The following is a 17,127-nucleotide window of genomic DNA, read 5'->3' on the forward strand; positions in this document are numbered from 1 at the left end:
TTCAGTTGCTGGTGACACGAATCTGCTGATCGGCAAACGCATCACGCAACCGCTGTGCAAATTGCAGGGCGTGCGCGCCGTCGCCATGTAAGCAGACGGTCTGTGCATTTACCGCTACCCATTCTCCGGTGATACTTTTGACTTTGCCCTGCTGCACCATCGTCAGCGTCTGACTGATAGCCTGCTGTTCATCTTCAATCAGCGCGCCCGGCTCGCTGCGCGGCACCAGCGCACCGCTGCTGAGATAGCCACGGTCGGCGAACACCTCTTCCCGCGTGCGTAGGCCGTAATGCGCCGCCGCGCGTATCGATTCGCTGTTAGCCAGTCCTACCACAATCAGCTGGCTGTCGACCGCCCTGATGGCGCGGGCAATGGCATCCGCCAGCACCGGATCGGCCGCAGCCTGGTTGTAGAGCATGCCATGCGGTTTAACATGAAGCAGCCGCGCACCTTCGCTTTCCGCCAGACTTTTCAGCGCACCAATCTGGTAGATCATCTGGGCGTAGACCGTTTCCGGCGGCAGCTGCATGGCGCTGCGGCCAAAGTTCTCCCGATCGGGAAAAGCGGGATGCGCACCAATTGCGACGCCGGATGCCTGTGCCCAGCGCACCGACTGCAGCATGGTCTGCGCATCACCTGCGTGAAAGCCACAGGCGATGTTGGCGGAACTCACCAGCTTCAGCAGCGCCTGATCGCTGGCGCAGCCCTCGCCCAGGTCGGCGTTTAAATCAATTTTCATTGAGTCCCCACTTCATCTGGTCCAGTGCGCGTTGCTGATGCTGACGTGCCAGCATCGCTTCTGGCAGGGTGCAGTGAATAAAGTGAATCGGCTCACCCAGCCGGATTTGCGCCAGGTGATAGAGATCGGCTTCGATAACCGAGGCGATGCGCGGATAGCCGCCGGTGGTCTGGGCATCCGCCATCAGCACGATAGGCTGTCCGTTCGGCGGCACCTGAATCACACCCGGCATCACGCCGTGTGACAGCAGCTCGCGCGGACTTTCGCGCTCAAGCTTGCGTCCCTCAAGCCGGTATCCCATCCGGTTACTTTGCGGGCTGAGTTTCCATGCGGTACGCCAGAACGCCTGCTGCGCTTCGCGGCTGAACTCGTGATACTCCGGGCCAGGTAGTGCGCGGATGCGGTTGCCCCATAGCAGTTGCCGCACCCCGACTTTACGGTCAAACGTGCGGGTCGGTTTACCCAGCGGGAGCTGATCGCCATCCTGCAAGGTTCGCCCCTGAAAGCCGCCAAATTTTGCTTTTAGATCGGTGCTGGCAGAGCCGAGCATCGCAGGAATATCAAAACCGCCCTGCACTGCCAGATAGCTGCGCATGCCGCGCTGCGGCATCGCCAGTGACAGGAGCTGCCCCCGTTTCACCGGGGTACGCCAGCCCGTCCAGACCGGCTTGCCGTCAAGCTCCGCATGGCAGCCTGCGCCGGTCAGCGCAAACCAGCCATCGCGGGTAAACTCCGCTTTGAACTGGCCGAGCACCATCTCCAGCACCGCGCTGTCGGGGTCATTGCCCACCAGCAGGTTGGCGGTGAACATCGCGGGATGATCCAGCACACCGCCAGGGCTGATGCCATACTGACGCCAGCCGTAACGGCCCGCATCCTGAATAGTGGCGGCCAGGCCGGCTCGCAGAATGTTTAACATACGCCCTCCTGTTGCGGCACAAAGCGAACCCTGTCACCGGGACGGAGCAGCGTGGGCGGTTGCTCCAGGGGATCAAACAGCGCGGTGCGCGTCTGGCCAATCAGCTGCCAGCCGCCGGGCGAAGCCAGCGGATAGACGCCGGTCTGGCTGCCGCCGATGCCTACCGAGCCGGCGGGCACTGCAACCCTGGGCTCAGCACGCCGCGGGATGTGCAGGCGCGGATCCAGTCCGCCCAGATAGGGAAAACCGGGCTGAAAGCCGATAAAAAAGACCACATAGTCGCTGCTGCTGTGCAGCTCAACCACCTGACGGGGCGTCAGCGCGGCGTGTTCCGCCACCACCGTCAGATCGGGGCCAGACTCGCCGCCATAGATCACCGGGATCTCCACCTGACGCGACTCCGGCAACTGCGCTTCACTCTCTTCCCACCAGCGCTGAAGCCGCTCTATTGCGTCCAGCGCGCTCTGCTGGGGATCACGCAGGATCAGGGTGATGTTGTTCATGCCGGGGATCACCTCCAGCACGCTGGCATAGTCGTGCAGTCGCTGATTCAGTCCCCAGATTCGTTGCTGGCTCTCCAGTGAGACCGGCGGTTCCAGCTCCAGCACGACAGCGCGTTCACCCAATAAATAACACCGTGCTCGTTGCAACAGCTACCTCCCGCTCAGTTGAGATCGCGCCTGGCCGACCTGACCGGATGCCCGGTGCAGCCCATTGCTTATCTACGTAAAGCAAACAGTTATGCGAAAGTGACAGGGATGTGTCAACAGATTTAGGTCCTGCGCAGGCGCGCAGGACAAGGGAGAGTGTCAGGCAGGATTGGGGATATCGATGAAGGTCACATCAAGATCGTGGTGTTGCGCCAGCCAGTCGCCCAGCGCTTTTACGCCGCCGCGCTCGGTGGCGTGATGGCCTGCGGCAAAGAAATGCAGCCCCTGCTCACGCGCGCTGTGAATAGTCTGTTCAGAGACTTCACCGGTGATAAAGGCATCGACGCCCGCCGCAGCCGCCTGGTCGATAAAGCCCTGCCCGCCCCCGCTGCACCAGGCAATGCGACGGATCAGCGCTGGCGCGTTGTCACCACAATGCAGCGGTTCACGTCCCAGCCGCTCACCAATTCGGCGGGCCAGCTGCTCGCCGGACAGGGGCTCAGCCAGCTCACCCCAGAACACCAGCGGCATCACTTCGCCGCGCACTTCGATATCCAGCAGTTTCGCCAGCTGGGCGTTGTTGCCTAATTCAGGATGCGCGTCGAGCGGCAGGTGCCAGCCATAGAGATTGATATCGTTGGCCAGCAGGGTCCGCAGACGACGGCGCTTCATACCTTTAATCGCGGCCGGTTCACTTTTCCAGAAATAGCCATGATGGACAATAATCGCATCGGCCTGACGCGCCACCGCCTCATCCAGCAGCGCCTGACAGGCAGTGACGCCGGTGATAATCGTTTTGATCTCGCTGCGTCCCTCAACCTGCAAACCGTTGGGGGCGTAATCGCTAAAGCTGTGGCTGTCGAGTTGCTGATTGATCAGCGTCTCTAATTCGTAATGGTTCATTCAGGCTCCTTCGAGGCCTCAGGCTGCGCTTTTGGCGCGCTCAAAGGCGTCTAATGTCTTTTTGCGTGCCACCTTATGATCCACGATTGGTGCCGGATAATCGAGTTTCTTATGATGCTTCTCCGCCCAGACATGGGGCTGGTGAATATCGCTGTCAGGCACCCCGGCCAGTTCAGGCAGATAGTGGCGGATAAAATCCCCCTTCTCATCGAAGCGCTCGCCCTGCGTGGTCGGGTTAAAGATGCGGAAATAGGGCGCCGCGTCCGTGCCGGTCGAGGCCGCCCACTGCCAGCCGCCGTTGTTCGCGGCCAGGTCACCATCAATCAGCTGCTGCATGAAATAGCGTTCACCTTCACGCCAGTCGATCAGCAGATCTTTGACCAGGAAACTGGCGGTGATCATCCGTAAGCGGTTGTGCATCCAGCCCAGCGCCTTCATCTGACGCATTGCGGCATCGACAATCGGATAGCCGGTTTTACCCGCTTTCCAGGCGTCGAAATGTGCGTCGTTACGCTGCCATTCAACGTTTCGCGTCCAGTCGATAAACGGCTTGTGTCGGCACAGCGCCGGCCAGGCAACCAGCAGATGACGGTAGAATTCACGCCAGATCAGCTCGTTCAGCCAGGTGAACGCGCGGCTGTTGTCCAGCGCATCGGGATGTTCATGCAGCACGCGATGCAGGCACTGACGTGGCGACAGTACGCCGGTCGCCAGATAAACCGACAGACGGCTGGTGGCGTCCAGCGCCGGAAGGTCGCGCTTAGCGGGATAGTCGATAACCGGTTGCGTGGCGAAATGGCGCAACCGCTTCAGCGCCGCCGCTTCGCCTGGCGGAAACAGATCCTGATCAAAGGCTTCGGTTGGATAGTCAAAGGCGGGAATCGGGGAGGCTTTCAGCGGTGCGCCTTCGCGCGCTTTCGGCGCAGGCACGCACTCAGGCAGCCCCTGCTGCAAGCGGCGGACAAAGGCTTTGCTGAACGGGGTAAACACCTTATACATCGAGCGATCGCCGCTCTGCACACTGCCGGGCGGCAGCAACAGGCTGTCATCAAAGCCCTGGCAAATCACGCCCGCGTCGTCGAGACGCTTTTCAGCCTCCGCATCGCGCTGGCGTTCATTAACTTCATACTGGTAATTATAGAAGAGCTGATCGACCTGCTGCTTAGCGCAGAACTGCAGCAGCGCATCAATACTGTCGCTGAAGGCGTGACACGCCTGATAGTGCAGTTCAATGCCCCGCTCCGCCAGCGCACGCTGCACCTGCAACAGACTGGCGTGGATAAACGCCGCCTGCTTCGGTGACATGTCATGCTGCTGCCACTGTGCTGGCGTGGCAAGGTAGAGCGCAATCACTTTTGCATCGCTGTCGCGGCAGGCGGCGTGCAGCGCCAGATTGTCGTTGACGCGTAAATCGTTACGCAGCCAGACCAGATGGGTGGTCATACTCCTCCTGTATTACTGTCCGTAGCGTAAGCACAAGGCTTCGGGATAGGGATCGAAATAGCGTTGCTGGGCCAGCCACGGGTGCGGGTACTCCGCCATGTAGTGTTTGAGAATGGTAATCGGCACCAGCAGCGGTTGTGTGCCCTGACGATAGCGGTCAATCAGCGTTGCCAGTTCCTGGCGCTGCGGTGAACTCAGGTGCGTGCGGAAGTAGCCCTGCACATGCATCAGCACATTGGTGTGATTGCGACGTGAGGCGGGACGTGACATCAGTTCCATCATGCGATTGCGGTACTCAAAGGCAAAGGCGTCCAGCGACTCCCACTGGCTCATGGAGGCGACAAAGGGTCCCAGCTCGCGGTATTTCTCCTGCGAATGCGCCAGCATCATCAGCTTGTAACGGCTGTGGAAGGCGATCAGTCCCTGCCGGGTCAGACCGCTTTCCCACATCTGATTAAATTCATGCAGCGCGCAGACACGACCGATAAAGTTCTCACGCAGGGCGGGATCGTGCAGACGACCATCTTCTTCCAGCGGCAGCCAGGGCATCTCGCGCTGCAGGAATTCAGTAAAAATACCGGTGCCTGCTTTGCGGTTATTGTTGTTATCGGGCTCATAGACCCGCACCCGCTCCATGCCACAACTGGGTGATTTGGCGCAGAGGATATAGCCACAGAGGTGATGCAGCGATTTTACCCGCTCAGCAGACCAGTCACGCATCTGCGTCGTAACCTCTTCTCCGCCATCTTTGCTGAAGCAGAGATGCAGCTCATCATCGCCTTGCTTCACCAGACGCAATGCCGGGCGCGGCGTTGGCAGACCAATCGCCATCTCAGGGCAGATGGGCTCAAAACGGACAAATGGGGTGAGATCGTCGGTCGCAAAAGTAAGACGCTTATGCCCACCATCAAATCTGACGCGGTCGCCGAGCAGGCATGCACTGATTCCAACGGGGATTTTTTTGCTCATACTTGTACAACCTCCGAAATCTTGTAGAGGTTTAAGTGTAGCGTAAAATGGTCAGGAATAAAGGGTTAAAACGGGATTCCGGATCGCTTATTCTCAGAAAAAACGCAAAAAAAAGCCCGGTCAGTTGACCAGGCCTGTTTTGCGGCAGGGGAAATCACCAGAACGCGCTACCACTCGCTTCAGCCTGCGCCAGCCAGACCGGCTTGGCGCTGGTCTTACACCAGACGCGGTGCAGATAGCTGTAGAAACGTGCCCGATCCTGTCGAAACAGCATAACAGGAAGCGCCAGTACGCCGAGAAGAACCACCAGCGTACGTCGCGCAATAATTTTATAACGTGGATAAGCCCGATACATGGTTTCTCCTCCCGGTAAGTGAAAAAGTGTGAATGTGATCTGTGTTCAACTTTACGCCAGGTTGTGTAATTTTACTACTCATCTGACCACTTATTTGCTGCTATTTTTGCTGTTTAAGAATTAACCTGTAATTAAGTTACAAAAAGGTTACCGCCTGGTTGCGTTAGCGTTGAAAGGGCCGACAGATTATGGTCGCGGACGCCAGCATAAAATGTTGATAAAGTAGCGCTTCGGTCCCCACTTAAGGCAGGTATTGCGTGACCACGGTTTTGATCGTTGAAGATGAAAAAGAGATCCGCCGCTTTGTCCGGCTGGCGCTGGAAAATGAAGCCCTTAAGGTGTTTGATGCCGATACACTGCAACGCGGACTGATTGAAGCGGCGACCCGCAAGCCGGACTTAGTGATCCTGGATCTGGGTCTGCCGGATGGAGATGGCACCGATTTCATTCGTGACCTGCGCCAGTGGAGCGCCATACCGGTGATTGTGCTGTCAGCGCGCAGCGATGAGCAGGATAAGATCGCCGCACTGGATGCGGGGGCAGATGACTATCTGACCAAACCCTTTGGCATTGGCGAACTGCTGGCGCGCGTCCGGGTTGCGCTGCGTCGTCATAGTGGCCAGCAGCCGGATGCCAGGGTGACGTTCGCCGACGTCAGCGTCGATTTCGCCGCACGACGGGTACAGCGCGGCAGCAGCGAGATTCACCTTACCCCGATTGAATTTCGTCTGTTGAGTATTCTGCTGAACAATGCCGGCAAGGTGCTGACGCAGCGGCAGTTGCTGAGCCAGGTCTGGGGACCCAATGCGGTTGAGCACAGCCACTATCTGCGCATCTATATGGGACATCTGCGCCAGAAGCTGGAAGCCAATCCGACACAACCGGCTCATCTGCTGACGGAAACCGGGATCGGCTATCGCTTTATGCCATAAAAAAAGGCGCCAGAGGCGCCTTCAGAGTGCTGATAAAGCCAAATCCTGTGAATCTCACCGCAATGAATAAATTCAAAGCGCAGGGAACACGGCCAGAAGAGGAAAGCGTCCCACGCCAGGGATGGCGTGGGCCGAGCGTGTCATGGATGACGGCTTTTGCGTCTTTCCGATCTGGCCGCGTTTCCTGAGCTAGCTACACGGCCTCACAGCGATGAAGGCCGCGCTTTACCAGCAGTCTGAGGCGCGCGATGCGCCTCTTTATCTGCCCGACTAATCAGGCGTTTTTCAGCACTTCGCTGACAATCTCAACGGCTTCTTTCTCAATCTGCGCGCGGTGTTCAGCGCCCAGGAAACTTTCACAGTAGATTTTGTAAGCGTCTTCGGTGCCTGAAGGACGAGCAGCAAACCAGCCATTCTCCGTCATCACTTTCAGACCGCCGATAGATGCACCATTGCCTGGCGCGGCAGTCAGACGAGCGGTGATAGGATCACCCGCCAGGGTATCAGCGCTGACCATCTCCGGTGACAGCTTCGACAGCGCGGCTTTCTGCGCTGAGGTGGCTGATGCCTGCAGACGGTTGTAGCTTGGTGCGCCAAAGCGCGCTGCCAGTTCGTCATAGTGCTGCTGCGGATTTTTACCGGTTACGGCAGTAATTTCAGCGGCCAGCAGACACATGATGATGCCATCTTTGTCCGTAGACCACGGCGTACCGTCGAAACGCAGGAATGAAGCGCCTGCGCTCTCTTCGCCACCGAAACCGAGGCTGCCGTCATACAGACCATCAACAAACCATTTGAAACCCACCGGCACTTCCACCAGCTTGCGACCAATGTCGTTGACCACACGGTCAATCATGGCGCTGGAGACCAGGGTTTTACCCACGGCCACATCCTGACCCCACTGTGGGCGGTGCTGGAACAGATAGTTGATCGCCACCGCCAGATAGTGGTTTGGATTCATCAGACCCGCCGGGGTCACAATGCCGTGACGGTCATAATCGGGATCGTTGCCGAACGCCAGATCGAACTTGTCACGGTAAGCCAGCAGGCCTGCCATTGCGCTTTCAGACGAGCAGTCCATGCGGACCACGCCATCTTTATCCAGATGCATAAAGCGGAAGGTCTGATCGACCGCGTCATTCACCAGCGTCAGATCCAGCTTGTAGTGCTCAGCAATACGCTGCCAGTAAGCAATACCGGAACCACCCAGTGGATCCACACCCAGCTTCAGGCCCGCTTTCTGAATCGCCGGGAAGTCGATAATCTCTGCCAGACCTTCAACATAAGGCTGGATCAGATCTTTCTCGACCACATGACCGCTGGCCATCGCCTGCTCCAGCGGCAGACGTTTCACCTCTTTCAGGCCATCTTTGATCAGCTGATTGGCACGATCTTCAACCACTTTGGTGACGTTGGTATCAGCAGGTCCGCCGTTAGGTGGGTTGTACTTGATGCCGCCATCTTCCGGTGGGTTATGCGACGGCGTAATCACGATGCCGTCAGCCAGCGCGCCACCCGCTTTGTTGTGCTCAAGAATCGCATTCGAGATCGCAGGGGTCGGCGTATAGCCATTATCCTGCTGCACAATCACATCAACGCCGTTCGCCGCCAGCACTTCCAGAACAGACAGGATGGCGGGTTCTGACAGCGCATGGGTGTCTTTACCGACGTAGCAAGGCCCGGTGATACCATTCTTTTTACGCTCTTCGGCAATAGCCTGAGCGATCGCCAGAATGTGCATCTCGTTGAAGCTTTGACGCCCTGCACTGCCGCGATGGCCGGAAGTGCCAAATTTCACCGCATGTTCCGGGTTCGCCACATCGGGCTGCAGGACATAATATTGTGACGTTAATTGTGCAACGTTAATCAAATCGCTCTGCTGGGCGGGTTGCCCGGCACGTGGGTGATTGGCCATTGGCGCTGCTCCCTGACGCTTAAGTTTTAAATGGTGCCGCAAACTTTCTCGGTCAGTTCCGCAGGGAACTGCATCGAGAGCATGATGTGTTCGATCATGCTGCATTTACGACCAGTATTGGTGTTGGTGATCACCCAGTACGGCGTGCCGGGCACATGCTTCGGCTTAGTATGGGTGCCATTCTGCAACAGCGTATGCTCATCACCTGCAAAATAGACGCGGGTGCGGCCCTGCAGAGATGCAGTAGCTTCAGCAAAGGCTGCGGTATCAAGACGATAGAGCGTTGACAAGATAAGCATAAAGCGATTCACCGCCCGCTTCTGCTCCGCATATTCATCAGAAAGCAGCAGCTCGCGCACCGCGCGGACACGATCCTGCGGGCGCGAACCCACAGACGCAGGCTGGGACTCTTTCGCTGCATCTTTTGAGGCTGGCTGTGCAGGCGAAGCGGGTGCAGTCTGACCGGCCGTGAACTTCAGCATACGACGCAGAATGTCGGATGCGCTTTCACCAATGTGTTGCGTGTGGCTGGCAATATAACGGTAGAGCTCTTCGTCAACTTCGATCGTTTTCATCTTATTCCGTACGGTTCTTTCTCATGACAGAACCACCTGTTTCCTGAAAAGCTCTGAGTATAGTCAGGCAATTCAAAGGGTGTGTGGGTTCTAACATCAGGATTATAAAGTTAAAGTCAGGCGGGTTGTTAGCAATCAAACGGTTTACGGGCAAAAGTCAGAATATGTCCTAATGCCGCCGGAACCGGCGCGCCTGAAAAGGTGAAACCATGATAACCTAAGCTCAGGTCTCAAACTTAAGAACTTTGCTATGATTTTGAACGCCCGTCTGCAAACTGAACAATCCCCTGCTGATTCTCTGCCCATCCTGCTTATTCACGGTCTGTTTGGCAGTCTCGATAACCTTGGCGTGCTGGCGCGCGGGCTGAAAGATGCCGGTCCGTTGCTGCAGGTAGATGTCCGCAACCACGGACTTTCACCACGATCTGACGAGATGAACTACGCTGTAATGGCGCAGGATATGGTCGATACGCTGGATGCACATGGCATTGATCGCGTCGCGGTGATCGGACACTCGATGGGCGGTAAAATCGCCATGACCATGAGCGCGCTGGTGCCGGAACGCATTGAGCGTCTGGTGATGATCGATATCGCCCCGGTGGATTACCAGACGCGCCGTCATGACCAGATATTTGCCGGCATTCGTGCCGTCACCGATGCGGGCGTCTCATCCCGCAGCGAGGCGGCGAAGGTCATGCGAACGCTGATAGAGGAAGAAGGGGTGATCCAGTTCCTGCTGAAATCCTTCCAGGAGGGGGAGTGGCGCTTCAACGTCCCGGTGCTGTGGGATAACTACACCACGATATCTGGCTGGCAGCCGGTTCCCGCCTGGAATCACCCGGCGCTGTTTATTCGCGGCGGCGACTCCAGCTACCTGGATAACAGCTATCGCGATGCGTTGCTGCAGCAGTTCCCGGCCGCTCAGGCGCATGTGATCGGTGGCGCAGGACACTGGGTTCATGCAGAGAAACCCGATGCCGTTTTGCGCAGTGTCCGTCGCTTTTTTGCGCTTTAAAAGCAAATAGATGGCGGTAAAGGTTTAGGATTGGCGTCCGGCGTAAGCGTGAAGTATGATGGCGCGCTAAAATTTTGCCGCGGGTCAGTTTTGCTGCGGCAATGGCCAATAATTTATAATCTGCGCGGTGAGTGTCTGGCGCCCGCCCCCATTCAGTTTTACTAAGCCATGGCAAAAGAACAGACTGACCGCACGACGCTCGATCTCTTTGCTGATGAGCGCCGCCCTGGTCGACCCAAAACCAGTCCGCTTTCGCGTGATGAACAGCTGCGCATTAACAAGCGCAATCAACTGAAACGTGACAAAGGACGCGGGCTTCGTCGTGTCGAACTGAAAATGAACAGTGACGCCGTCGATGCACTCAATACGCTGGCAGAACAGCGCAATCTCAGCCGTAGCGAACTGATAGAACAGATGCTACTGGCACAGCTCAAACTGGATTAATGCGGGCAAATCGCACGCAGAGGCAAATGTCGGGGCTTTAACCGTTCACCGGTTTTCTCTCGTCTGCTATTATTCGCTGAAATGTGCTGCGGCACACATCTCATCATCAGGATTTAAGAGGTTATTTTACTCATGGCACTCGTAGGCATCTTCTTCGGCAGCGATACTGGCAATACCGAAAACATTGCAAAAATGATCCAGAAACAGCTGGGTACAGATGTTGCAGAAGTCCATGACATCGCAAAAAGCACAAAAGAAGATCTGGAAGCGTTTGATATCCTGCTGCTGGGTATTCCGACCTGGTACTACGGCGAAGCGCAGTGCGACTGGGATGACTTTTTCCCGACGCTGGAAGAGATCGATTTTAACGGCAAGCTGGTTGCGCTGTTTGGCTGTGGCGACCAGGAAGATTACGCAGAGTATTTCTGTGATGCCATGGGCACGATTCGCGACATTATCGAACCGCACGGTGCCGTCATTGTCGGACACTGGCCAACTGAAGGCTACCACTTCGAAGCTTCGAAAGGCCTGGCCGATGACACCCACTTCCTGGGCCTGGCCATTGACGAAGATCGCCAGCCTGAGCTGACCAGCCAGCGTGTTGACCAATGGGTTAAGCAGATTTTTGATGAACTGCAGCTGAAAGAGATCATCGAAGCCTGATCCTGCCCGACTCAATGTGAGCGCCAGCTCACATTGAGGCAATGAAAATGCCTATAGAAATAATAGCCACATTTTTTTAACTTTCTCCGTTTAATCTGTAGAATACCCGCATCGATCTTCCGCTTATTTTCTCAGGCGGCAAGACTAAGTGATGTGCTAACAGACCTCTGTCAGAATCTTCCCCGGCCCGGTGACGAATCCCCAATAGCCCATGATGATTCAGACACGCCCTCTGGTTTTCATTTCATCGCTTCAGTTCTATAATGAGACGCAAATGAGAATGAGCACAGATCGACATTCAAGGCGATAAGCCACAAAAGTGAATATTAGTAACAGGACAAAATCCGCATGACTGACAACAACACCGCATTAAAGAAGGCTGGCCTGAAAGTAACGCTGCCCAGACTGAAAATTCTGGAAGTGCTTCAGGAACCTGAGTGCCATCACGTCAGTGCGGAAGATTTGTATAAACGCCTGATCGACATTGGCGAAGAGATTGGCCTGGCGACCGTTTACCGTGTTCTGAACCAGTTTGATGATGCCGGTATTGTGACTCGTCACAACTTTGAAGGCGGCAAGTCTGTCTTCGAACTGACGCAGCAGCATCACCACGATCACCTGATCTGCCTGGATTGCGGCAAGGTTATCGAGTTCAGCGACGAATCGATTGAAACGCGTCAGCGTGAAATCGCGACCCGCCATGGCATCAAGCTGACCAACCACAGCCTCTATCTCTATGGACACTGTACGCTGGGCGATTGCCGTGAAGACGAAACGCTGCACGACCAGTAACGCTGGCGCGGCCTGAAATAAAAAAACCGGTGAATTCACCGGTTTTTTTTCGTCTGTTTTCTGCCCTCACCTCACGCGACCAGCGTCTCCTGCAGATAGCGCCAGCGTGGAATAGAGCTGCTGCAATCCAGAATGGCCAGCGAAATGCGGCTCTGGTTATTGCCGTTCATCATCTGCATTTCGCGATACTGTACGACGATCTCTTTTTCATGATGAGAGAGAATGACATGTTCACAGGTGGCAATGCGCATCCCTTCCCGCTGCCCTTGTAACTGCTGGAAAAGATCCTCGACCTCGTTCAGATTGTACTCTTTGCCCTTTGGGGTCACCATGCGAAATTCAGGATGAAAATAGGACATCAGCAGCTGGAAACTGTCGTCAGATCCGGCTGGCTGATTAAAAATACGTTCAATGAGCTGATGTAAAACGACGACACTGTGTTTGGCTTCCTGGGCGAGAACTGTCATTTTTTTTCCTTCTGTAACCCGCTTTGCAACCTCTGAGAGCGGATAGCCTACCTGAAAGCTGACAATTCACATCCTGAAATTGATTAATTTTTTTAAACTCAGATTACTCCCACAAGGCGGTATTGAACCGGTTGTGGTTAGTGCAGAATAAACGTCGGCGATGGTAAAAATCGGGGCAATAAAAAAGGGCGATAAATCGCCCTTTTGTCATTTTATGAGGTCAGCCCCAAAAAATTTATTCGCCCGTTTTGGTCCAGGTATCACGAAGACCGACGGTGCGGTTAAACACCAGTTGCGTCGGTTTCGAGTAAACGCTGTCGGCGCAGAAATAACCTTCACGTTCAAACTGAAACGGTGTTGTTGGTTCCACATCGCGCAGGCTGGGTTCAACAAAGCCGTTTTTGATGGTCAGTGACTCAGGATTAATGACCGCCAGGAAATCCTCTGCAGCAGCCGGATTTGGCACACTGAACAGACGATCATACAGACGGAACTCAGCTGGCTGCGCGTGATCCGCAGAAACCCAGTGAATCACGCCTTTGACTTTGCGGCCATCGGCTGGATCTTTGCTCAGCGTATCAACATCGCTGGTGCAGTAGATGCAGGTAATGTTGCCCGCTTCATCTTTGGCGACCCGCTCAGCACGAATCACATAGGCGTTACGCAGGCGAACTTCTTTGCCCAGCACCAGACGCTTATATTGTTTGTTCGCCTCTTCACGGAAATCCGCGCGATCGATCCAGATCTCGCGGCTGAACGGCACTTCACGCGTGCCCATCTCCGGTTTACCCGGATGATTTGGCATGGTGACGATTTCGCTATGGCCTGCTGGCAGGTTTTCGATCACCACTTTAAGCGGATCTAAAACCGCCATGGCGCGGGGCGCATTCTCGTTAAGATCATCACGGATACAGGACTCCAGCGAAGCCATCTCCACGATGTTATCTTGCTTAGTCACGCCAATACGACGGCAGAACTCACGGATAGAAGCGGCGGTGTAACCACGACGACGCAGACCTGAAACGGTCAGCATGCGCGGATCGTCCCACCCTTCTACGTGCTTCTCGGTCACCAGCTGAGTGAGTTTACGTTTCGACATCACCGCATACTCCAGATTCAGGCGCGAGAATTCATACTGACGCGGATGAACCGGAATTGTGATGTTGTCCAGCACCCAGTCATAGAGACGGCGGTTGTCCTGAAACTCCAGCGTACAGAGCGAGTGCGTAATGCCTTCCAGCGCATCGGAGATGCAGTGGGTAAAGTCATACATCGGGTAGATGCACCACTTATTGCCGGTCTGGTGGTGTTCCGCGAACTTGATGCGGTAAAGCACCGGATCGCGCATCACGATGAAATTAGAGGCCATGTCGATTTTGGCGCGCAGACAGGCGGTGCCTTCGGCAAACTCACCGTTTCGCATCTTCTCAAACAGCGCCAGATTCTCTTCCACGCTGCGATCGCGATAAGGGCTGTTTTTACCCGGCTCTTTCAGGGTGCCGCGATATTCACGAATCTCATCCGGACTCAGTTCATCAACGTAGGCCAGTCCTTTGGAAATCAGCTCGATGGCATAGTTGTAGAGCTGATCGAAATAGTTTGATGAGTAACAGACCTCACCGCTCCACTCAAAACCCAGCCACTGAACGTCACGCTTGATGGATTCAACGAATTCCATATCCTCTTTAACCGGATTGGTATCGTCGAAACGCAGGTTGCATTGCCCCTGATAGTCCTGGGCGATGCCAAAATTCAGACAGATCGATTTCGCATGACCAATATGCAGATAGCCATTGGGCTCCGGCGGAAAACGGGTATGCACGCTGCTGTGCTTACCGCTCGCCAAATCTTCGTCAATGATCTGACGAATAAAGTTAGTTGGGCGGGCTTCAGCCTCACTCATCTCAAAAATCCTCAATACGAATAACGGGTGATTTGTACCACGAAGTAACGGAGTATGATCCACAAAGCGTCTGAGGGAAACAACCGTTTGTTAAGCCTTTAAAACAAAAAAGGCAGGAATCGCTTCCTGCCTGTGGGGTTCTGTTGCGGGGATTAGCCTTTCACTTCATACAGCGGGGTTTCCCCTGCTATTACCTGACCCTGTGCCAGTAAAGTCAGACCGGCGAAATCGTCGCTGTTGCTGACCACGACCGGACTCACCATTGAGCGGGCATTGGCGTTAAGGAATTCAAGGTCCATCTCCAGTACTCGCTGACCGGCGACCACGCTGGCCCCCTCTTCAACCAGACGGGTAAAGCCTTTACCTTCCAGCGCCACGGTATCCAGCCCCATGTGCACCACAATCTCCACGCCATTGTCGGTTTCCAGACAGAAGGCATGATTGGTGTTAAAGATTTTCACCAGCGTACCGGCAATCGGTGCCACTACCCATTTGTCGCTGGGCTTGATCGCCAGACCGTCGCCCACCGCTTTGCTGGCAAAGGCTTCATCCGGCACATCATCCAGCGCCACGACTTCACCGCTGACCGGCGCCAGCAGCGTGGCGATGACCTGCTTCTCACTGTTCAGCACCGCCTGCGGTTTAACGTCCGGCTCGGCCGGCGCACTGCTGGTAGCCGCTGCAGCGACCGGACCTTTGGTCAGCACTTTTTTCATGGCCGAGGCGATGCTTTCTGCCTGGGTACCCACGATGATCTGCACGCTCTGTTTGTTAAGACGGATTACGCCGGACGCGCCAAGACGCTTAGCAACCGCCTCATTCACCTGCGCCGCGTCATTCACGTTAAGACGCAAACGGGTGATACAGGCATCGATGCTGGTTAAGTTAGCTGAACCACCAATCGCCCCAATGTAGCGGCGCGCCAGTGACTCTGTGGCACTTTCACCGCTATCCGTTTTATCAACGTTAACGTCATAACCATCAGTTTCATCACCATCAACCGCCAGCTCGCGGCCCGGCGTCATCAGGTTGAATTTTTTGATGGTAAAGCGGAACACCACATAATAGATAACGAAGAAGACCAGACCCTGCGGGATCAGCATGTACCAGTGTGTCGCCAGCGGATTACGGGTCGACAGCACCATATCCACCAGCCCGGCGCTGAAACCAAATCCGGCAATCCAGTGCATGCTGGCAGCGATGAAGACAGAAATACCGGTCAGGACGGCGTGGATCAGATAAAGCACGGGTGCCACGAACATGAAGGAGAACTCCAGCGGTTCGGTAATACCCGTAAAGAAGGCAGCAAACGCCGCGGCCAGCATGATACTACCCACTTTGACGCGGTTCTCAGGGCGCGCACAGTGGTAGATAGCCAGCGCAGCACCCGGCAGACCAAACATCATGATCGGGAAGAAGCCCGCCTGATAACGACCGGTGATGCCGACAGTTGCCGATCCGTCAGCCAGTGACTGTGCACCGCCAAGGAATTTAGGAATGTCATTAATGCCCGCAACATCAAACCAGAACACCGAGTTCAGGGCGTGATGCAGACCGACCGGAATCAGCAGGCGGTTAAAGAAGGCGTAGATACCGGCACCGGCAGAGCCGAGCTTCTGGATATGTTCACCAAAGCCGACCAGACCGTTAAAGATAACCGGCCAGATATACATGAGGATAAAGGCGACCAGGATCATCAGGAACGAGACCAGAATCGGCACCAGCCGGCGTCCGCTGAAGAAGGAGAGTGCTTTCGGCAGCTCGACGTGGCTGAAGCGGTTATAGACCTCCGCCGACAGGATACCGACCAGAATACCGACAAACTGGTTATTAATTTTACCAAACGCCACAGGCACCTGGTCAACCGGCATCTTCTGTATCATCGCCACCGCGGCCGGTGAGCAGAGCGTGGTGACTACCAGGAATCCGACAAAGCCGGTCAGGGCTGCCGCACCATCTTTATCTTTCGACATGCCATACGCGACACCAATCGCAAACAGCACTGACATGTTTTCAATGATGGCAGCACCAGATTTGATCAGTAACGCCGCCAGCGCATTACCTGCGCCCCAGCTGTCTGGATCGATCCAGTAGCCCACGCCCATTAATATCGCTGCTGCTGGCAGGGTTGCTACCGGCACCATCAGTGCGCGCCCCACCTTTTGTAAGTAACCTAACATATCCCCTTCCCCCTATGAGCCTGACTTGTCGCTTTGCGCTGCTTAATGTTGTTATGTCAGCTGCAAAGATCGTTAATACACTTCATATCACGCAGCGAAGTGTAATGATAAATTAATTCGCCTCGCAAATTAAAAGCCTGGTAAATGTGATTTTTATCACTAAAAAACATCGTTTCATACGGCAACATCTGGCTATGACCGTAAACTTATTTTATGATCCGAAATATTGAATTATGCGCTGGCCATGGCGACAATGAATCATC

Annotated in this window: 17 protein-coding genes; 5 read left to right on the top strand and 12 right to left on the bottom strand. The window is 55.3% G+C overall.

The features are described 5' to 3' along the window. Position 1: 1 nt before the first annotated feature. The 7 genes from pxpA to OK409_RS09015 all read right to left on the bottom strand — a co-directional run bounded on the left by pxpA (position 2) and on the right by OK409_RS09015 (position 5,978). Positions 2 to 739, bottom strand: a complete 738-nt coding sequence (pxpA, locus tag OK409_RS08985; protein WP_122889095.1) for a 5-oxoprolinase subunit PxpA — start codon at positions 737 to 739, stop codon at positions 2 to 4. Beyond that, positions 729 to 1,658, bottom strand: coding sequence for a 5-oxoprolinase subunit PxpC (gene pxpC, locus OK409_RS08990; protein ID WP_264366994.1), 930 nt, complete (start codon positions 1,656 to 1,658; stop codon positions 729 to 731). The genes pxpA and pxpC overlap by 11 nt, the downstream gene beginning before the upstream one ends. Further along, positions 1,652 to 2,308, bottom strand: a complete 657-nt coding sequence (gene pxpB, locus OK409_RS08995; RefSeq protein ID WP_124889782.1) for a 5-oxoprolinase subunit PxpB — start codon at positions 2,306 to 2,308, stop codon at positions 1,652 to 1,654. Before pxpB ends, pxpC begins: the two co-directional genes overlap by 7 nt. 159 nt (positions 2,309 to 2,467) lie before the next feature. After that, positions 2,468 to 3,211, bottom strand: a complete 744-nt coding sequence (locus tag OK409_RS09000; protein ID WP_010260703.1) for a type 2 GTP cyclohydrolase I — start codon at positions 3,209 to 3,211, stop codon at positions 2,468 to 2,470. Positions 3,212 to 3,229: 18 nt separating this feature from the next. Next, positions 3,230 to 4,654: a deoxyribodipyrimidine photo-lyase gene (phrB, locus tag OK409_RS09005; RefSeq protein ID WP_179257615.1), complete on the bottom strand. Its 1,425-nt coding sequence runs from the start codon at positions 4,652 to 4,654 to the stop codon at positions 3,230 to 3,232. A 12-nt stretch (positions 4,655 to 4,666) separates the two neighbouring features. Beyond that, positions 4,667 to 5,623 carry a YbgA family protein gene (locus OK409_RS09010; RefSeq protein WP_010260698.1) on the bottom strand — a complete coding sequence of 319 codons (957 nt, stop codon included), beginning with the start codon at positions 5,621 to 5,623 and terminating at the stop codon, positions 4,667 to 4,669. Between the two features lie 154 nt (positions 5,624 to 5,777). Next, positions 5,778 to 5,978 (bottom strand): DUF2517 family protein, encoded by a 201-nt coding sequence (locus tag OK409_RS09015; protein ID WP_064689947.1) that lies wholly within the window; start codon positions 5,976 to 5,978, stop codon positions 5,778 to 5,780. A 257-nt stretch (positions 5,979 to 6,235) separates the two neighbouring features. Between OK409_RS09015 and kdpE the strand changes: the two genes are divergently transcribed. Continuing rightward, entirely contained in the window at positions 6,236 to 6,910 is a 675-nt protein-coding gene (kdpE, locus tag OK409_RS09020; protein ID WP_010260694.1) for a two-component system response regulator KdpE, read from the top strand. 274 nt (positions 6,911 to 7,184) lie between these two features. Here kdpE and pgm read toward each other — a convergent pair whose 3' ends face one another. Together pgm and seqA are read right to left on the bottom strand one after the other, a co-directional pair. Continuing rightward, positions 7,185 to 8,825 (bottom strand): phosphoglucomutase (alpha-D-glucose-1,6-bisphosphate-dependent), encoded by a 1,641-nt coding sequence (gene pgm / locus OK409_RS09025; RefSeq protein ID WP_010260692.1) that lies wholly within the window; start codon positions 8,823 to 8,825, stop codon positions 7,185 to 7,187. 26 nt (positions 8,826 to 8,851) lie between these two features. Beyond that, positions 8,852 to 9,400, bottom strand: coding sequence for a replication initiation negative regulator SeqA (gene seqA, locus OK409_RS09030; RefSeq protein ID WP_010260690.1), 549 nt, complete (start codon positions 9,398 to 9,400; stop codon positions 8,852 to 8,854). A 250-nt stretch (positions 9,401 to 9,650) separates the two neighbouring features. Here seqA and ybfF point away from each other — a divergent pair, with 250 nt between their 5' ends. From ybfF to fur, 4 genes are all read left to right on the top strand, one after another. Beyond that, positions 9,651 to 10,415 (top strand): esterase, encoded by a 765-nt coding sequence (ybfF, locus tag OK409_RS09035; RefSeq protein ID WP_010260689.1) that lies wholly within the window; start codon positions 9,651 to 9,653, stop codon positions 10,413 to 10,415. Positions 10,416 to 10,583: 168 nt separating this feature from the next. Then, a complete protein-coding gene (gene ybfE, locus OK409_RS09040) occupies positions 10,584 to 10,859 on the top strand; it encodes a LexA regulated protein (protein WP_010260688.1) in 276 nt (91 codons plus the stop codon). Positions 10,860 to 10,991: 132 nt separating this feature from the next. Then, the gene (fldA, locus tag OK409_RS09045) at positions 10,992 to 11,522 is read left to right on the top strand and encodes a flavodoxin FldA (RefSeq protein WP_010260687.1); all 531 of its coding nucleotides are present in this window, start codon (positions 10,992 to 10,994) and stop codon (positions 11,520 to 11,522) included. A gap of 348 nt (positions 11,523 to 11,870) precedes the next feature. Then, entirely contained in the window at positions 11,871 to 12,314 is a 444-nt protein-coding gene (fur, locus tag OK409_RS09050) for a ferric iron uptake transcriptional regulator (protein WP_009091454.1), read from the top strand. Between the two features lie 71 nt (positions 12,315 to 12,385). On the opposite strand, the gene OK409_RS09055 is transcribed toward fur, so the two are convergent. The 3 genes from OK409_RS09055 to nagE form a co-directional block, all read right to left on the bottom strand. Beyond that, entirely contained in the window at positions 12,386 to 12,781 is a 396-nt protein-coding gene (locus tag OK409_RS09055; RefSeq protein ID WP_010260686.1) for a hypothetical protein, read from the bottom strand. A 235-nt stretch (positions 12,782 to 13,016) separates the two neighbouring features. After that, a complete protein-coding gene (gene glnS / locus OK409_RS09060; RefSeq protein WP_010671287.1) occupies positions 13,017 to 14,684 on the bottom strand; it encodes a glutamine--tRNA ligase in 1,668 nt (555 codons plus the stop codon). Positions 14,685 to 14,836: 152 nt separating this feature from the next. Further along, the gene (nagE, locus tag OK409_RS09065) at positions 14,837 to 16,864 is read right to left on the bottom strand and encodes an N-acetylglucosamine-specific PTS transporter subunit IIBC (RefSeq protein WP_158149487.1); all 2,028 of its coding nucleotides are present in this window, start codon (positions 16,862 to 16,864) and stop codon (positions 14,837 to 14,839) included. Positions 16,865 to 17,127: the final 263 nt, after the last annotated feature.

The sequence above is a fragment of the Pantoea sp. RG18 genome (assembly GCF_025910075.1).
Classification (GTDB): domain Bacteria; phylum Pseudomonadota; class Gammaproteobacteria; order Enterobacterales; family Enterobacteriaceae; genus Pantoea; species Pantoea agglomerans.

Coding starts and splice junctions, on each gene's coding strand:
- phrB (WP_179257615.1), bottom strand. CDS start 4,654: ATGACCACCCATCTGGTCTGGCTGCGTAACGATTTACGCGTCAACGAC.
- OK409_RS09015 (WP_064689947.1), bottom strand. CDS start 5,978: ATGTATCGGGCTTATCCACGTTATAAAATTATTGCGCGACGTACGCTG.
- seqA (WP_010260690.1), bottom strand. CDS start 9,400: ATGAAAACGATCGAAGTTGACGAAGAGCTCTACCGTTATATTGCCAGC.
- pxpA (WP_122889095.1), bottom strand. CDS start 739: ATGAAAATTGATTTAAACGCCGACCTGGGCGAGGGCTGCGCCAGCGAT.
- ybfE (WP_010260688.1), top strand. CDS start 10,584: ATGGCAAAAGAACAGACTGACCGCACGACGCTCGATCTCTTTGCTGAT.
- OK409_RS09010 (WP_010260698.1), bottom strand. CDS start 5,623: ATGAGCAAAAAAATCCCCGTTGGAATCAGTGCATGCCTGCTCGGCGAC.
- OK409_RS09055 (WP_010260686.1), bottom strand. CDS start 12,781: ATGACAGTTCTCGCCCAGGAAGCCAAACACAGTGTCGTCGTTTTACAT.
- nagE (WP_158149487.1), bottom strand. CDS start 16,864: ATGTTAGGTTACTTACAAAAGGTGGGGCGCGCACTGATGGTGCCGGTA.
- ybfF (WP_010260689.1), top strand. CDS start 9,651: ATGATTTTGAACGCCCGTCTGCAAACTGAACAATCCCCTGCTGATTCT.
- pxpC (WP_264366994.1), bottom strand. CDS start 1,658: ATGTTAAACATTCTGCGAGCCGGCCTGGCCGCCACTATTCAGGATGCG.
- OK409_RS09000 (WP_010260703.1), bottom strand. CDS start 3,211: ATGAACCATTACGAATTAGAGACGCTGATCAATCAGCAACTCGACAGC.
- fur (WP_009091454.1), top strand. CDS start 11,871: ATGACTGACAACAACACCGCATTAAAGAAGGCTGGCCTGAAAGTAACG.
- fldA (WP_010260687.1), top strand. CDS start 10,992: ATGGCACTCGTAGGCATCTTCTTCGGCAGCGATACTGGCAATACCGAA.
- glnS (WP_010671287.1), bottom strand. CDS start 14,684: ATGAGTGAGGCTGAAGCCCGCCCAACTAACTTTATTCGTCAGATCATT.
- pgm (WP_010260692.1), bottom strand. CDS start 8,825: ATGGCCAATCACCCACGTGCCGGGCAACCCGCCCAGCAGAGCGATTTG.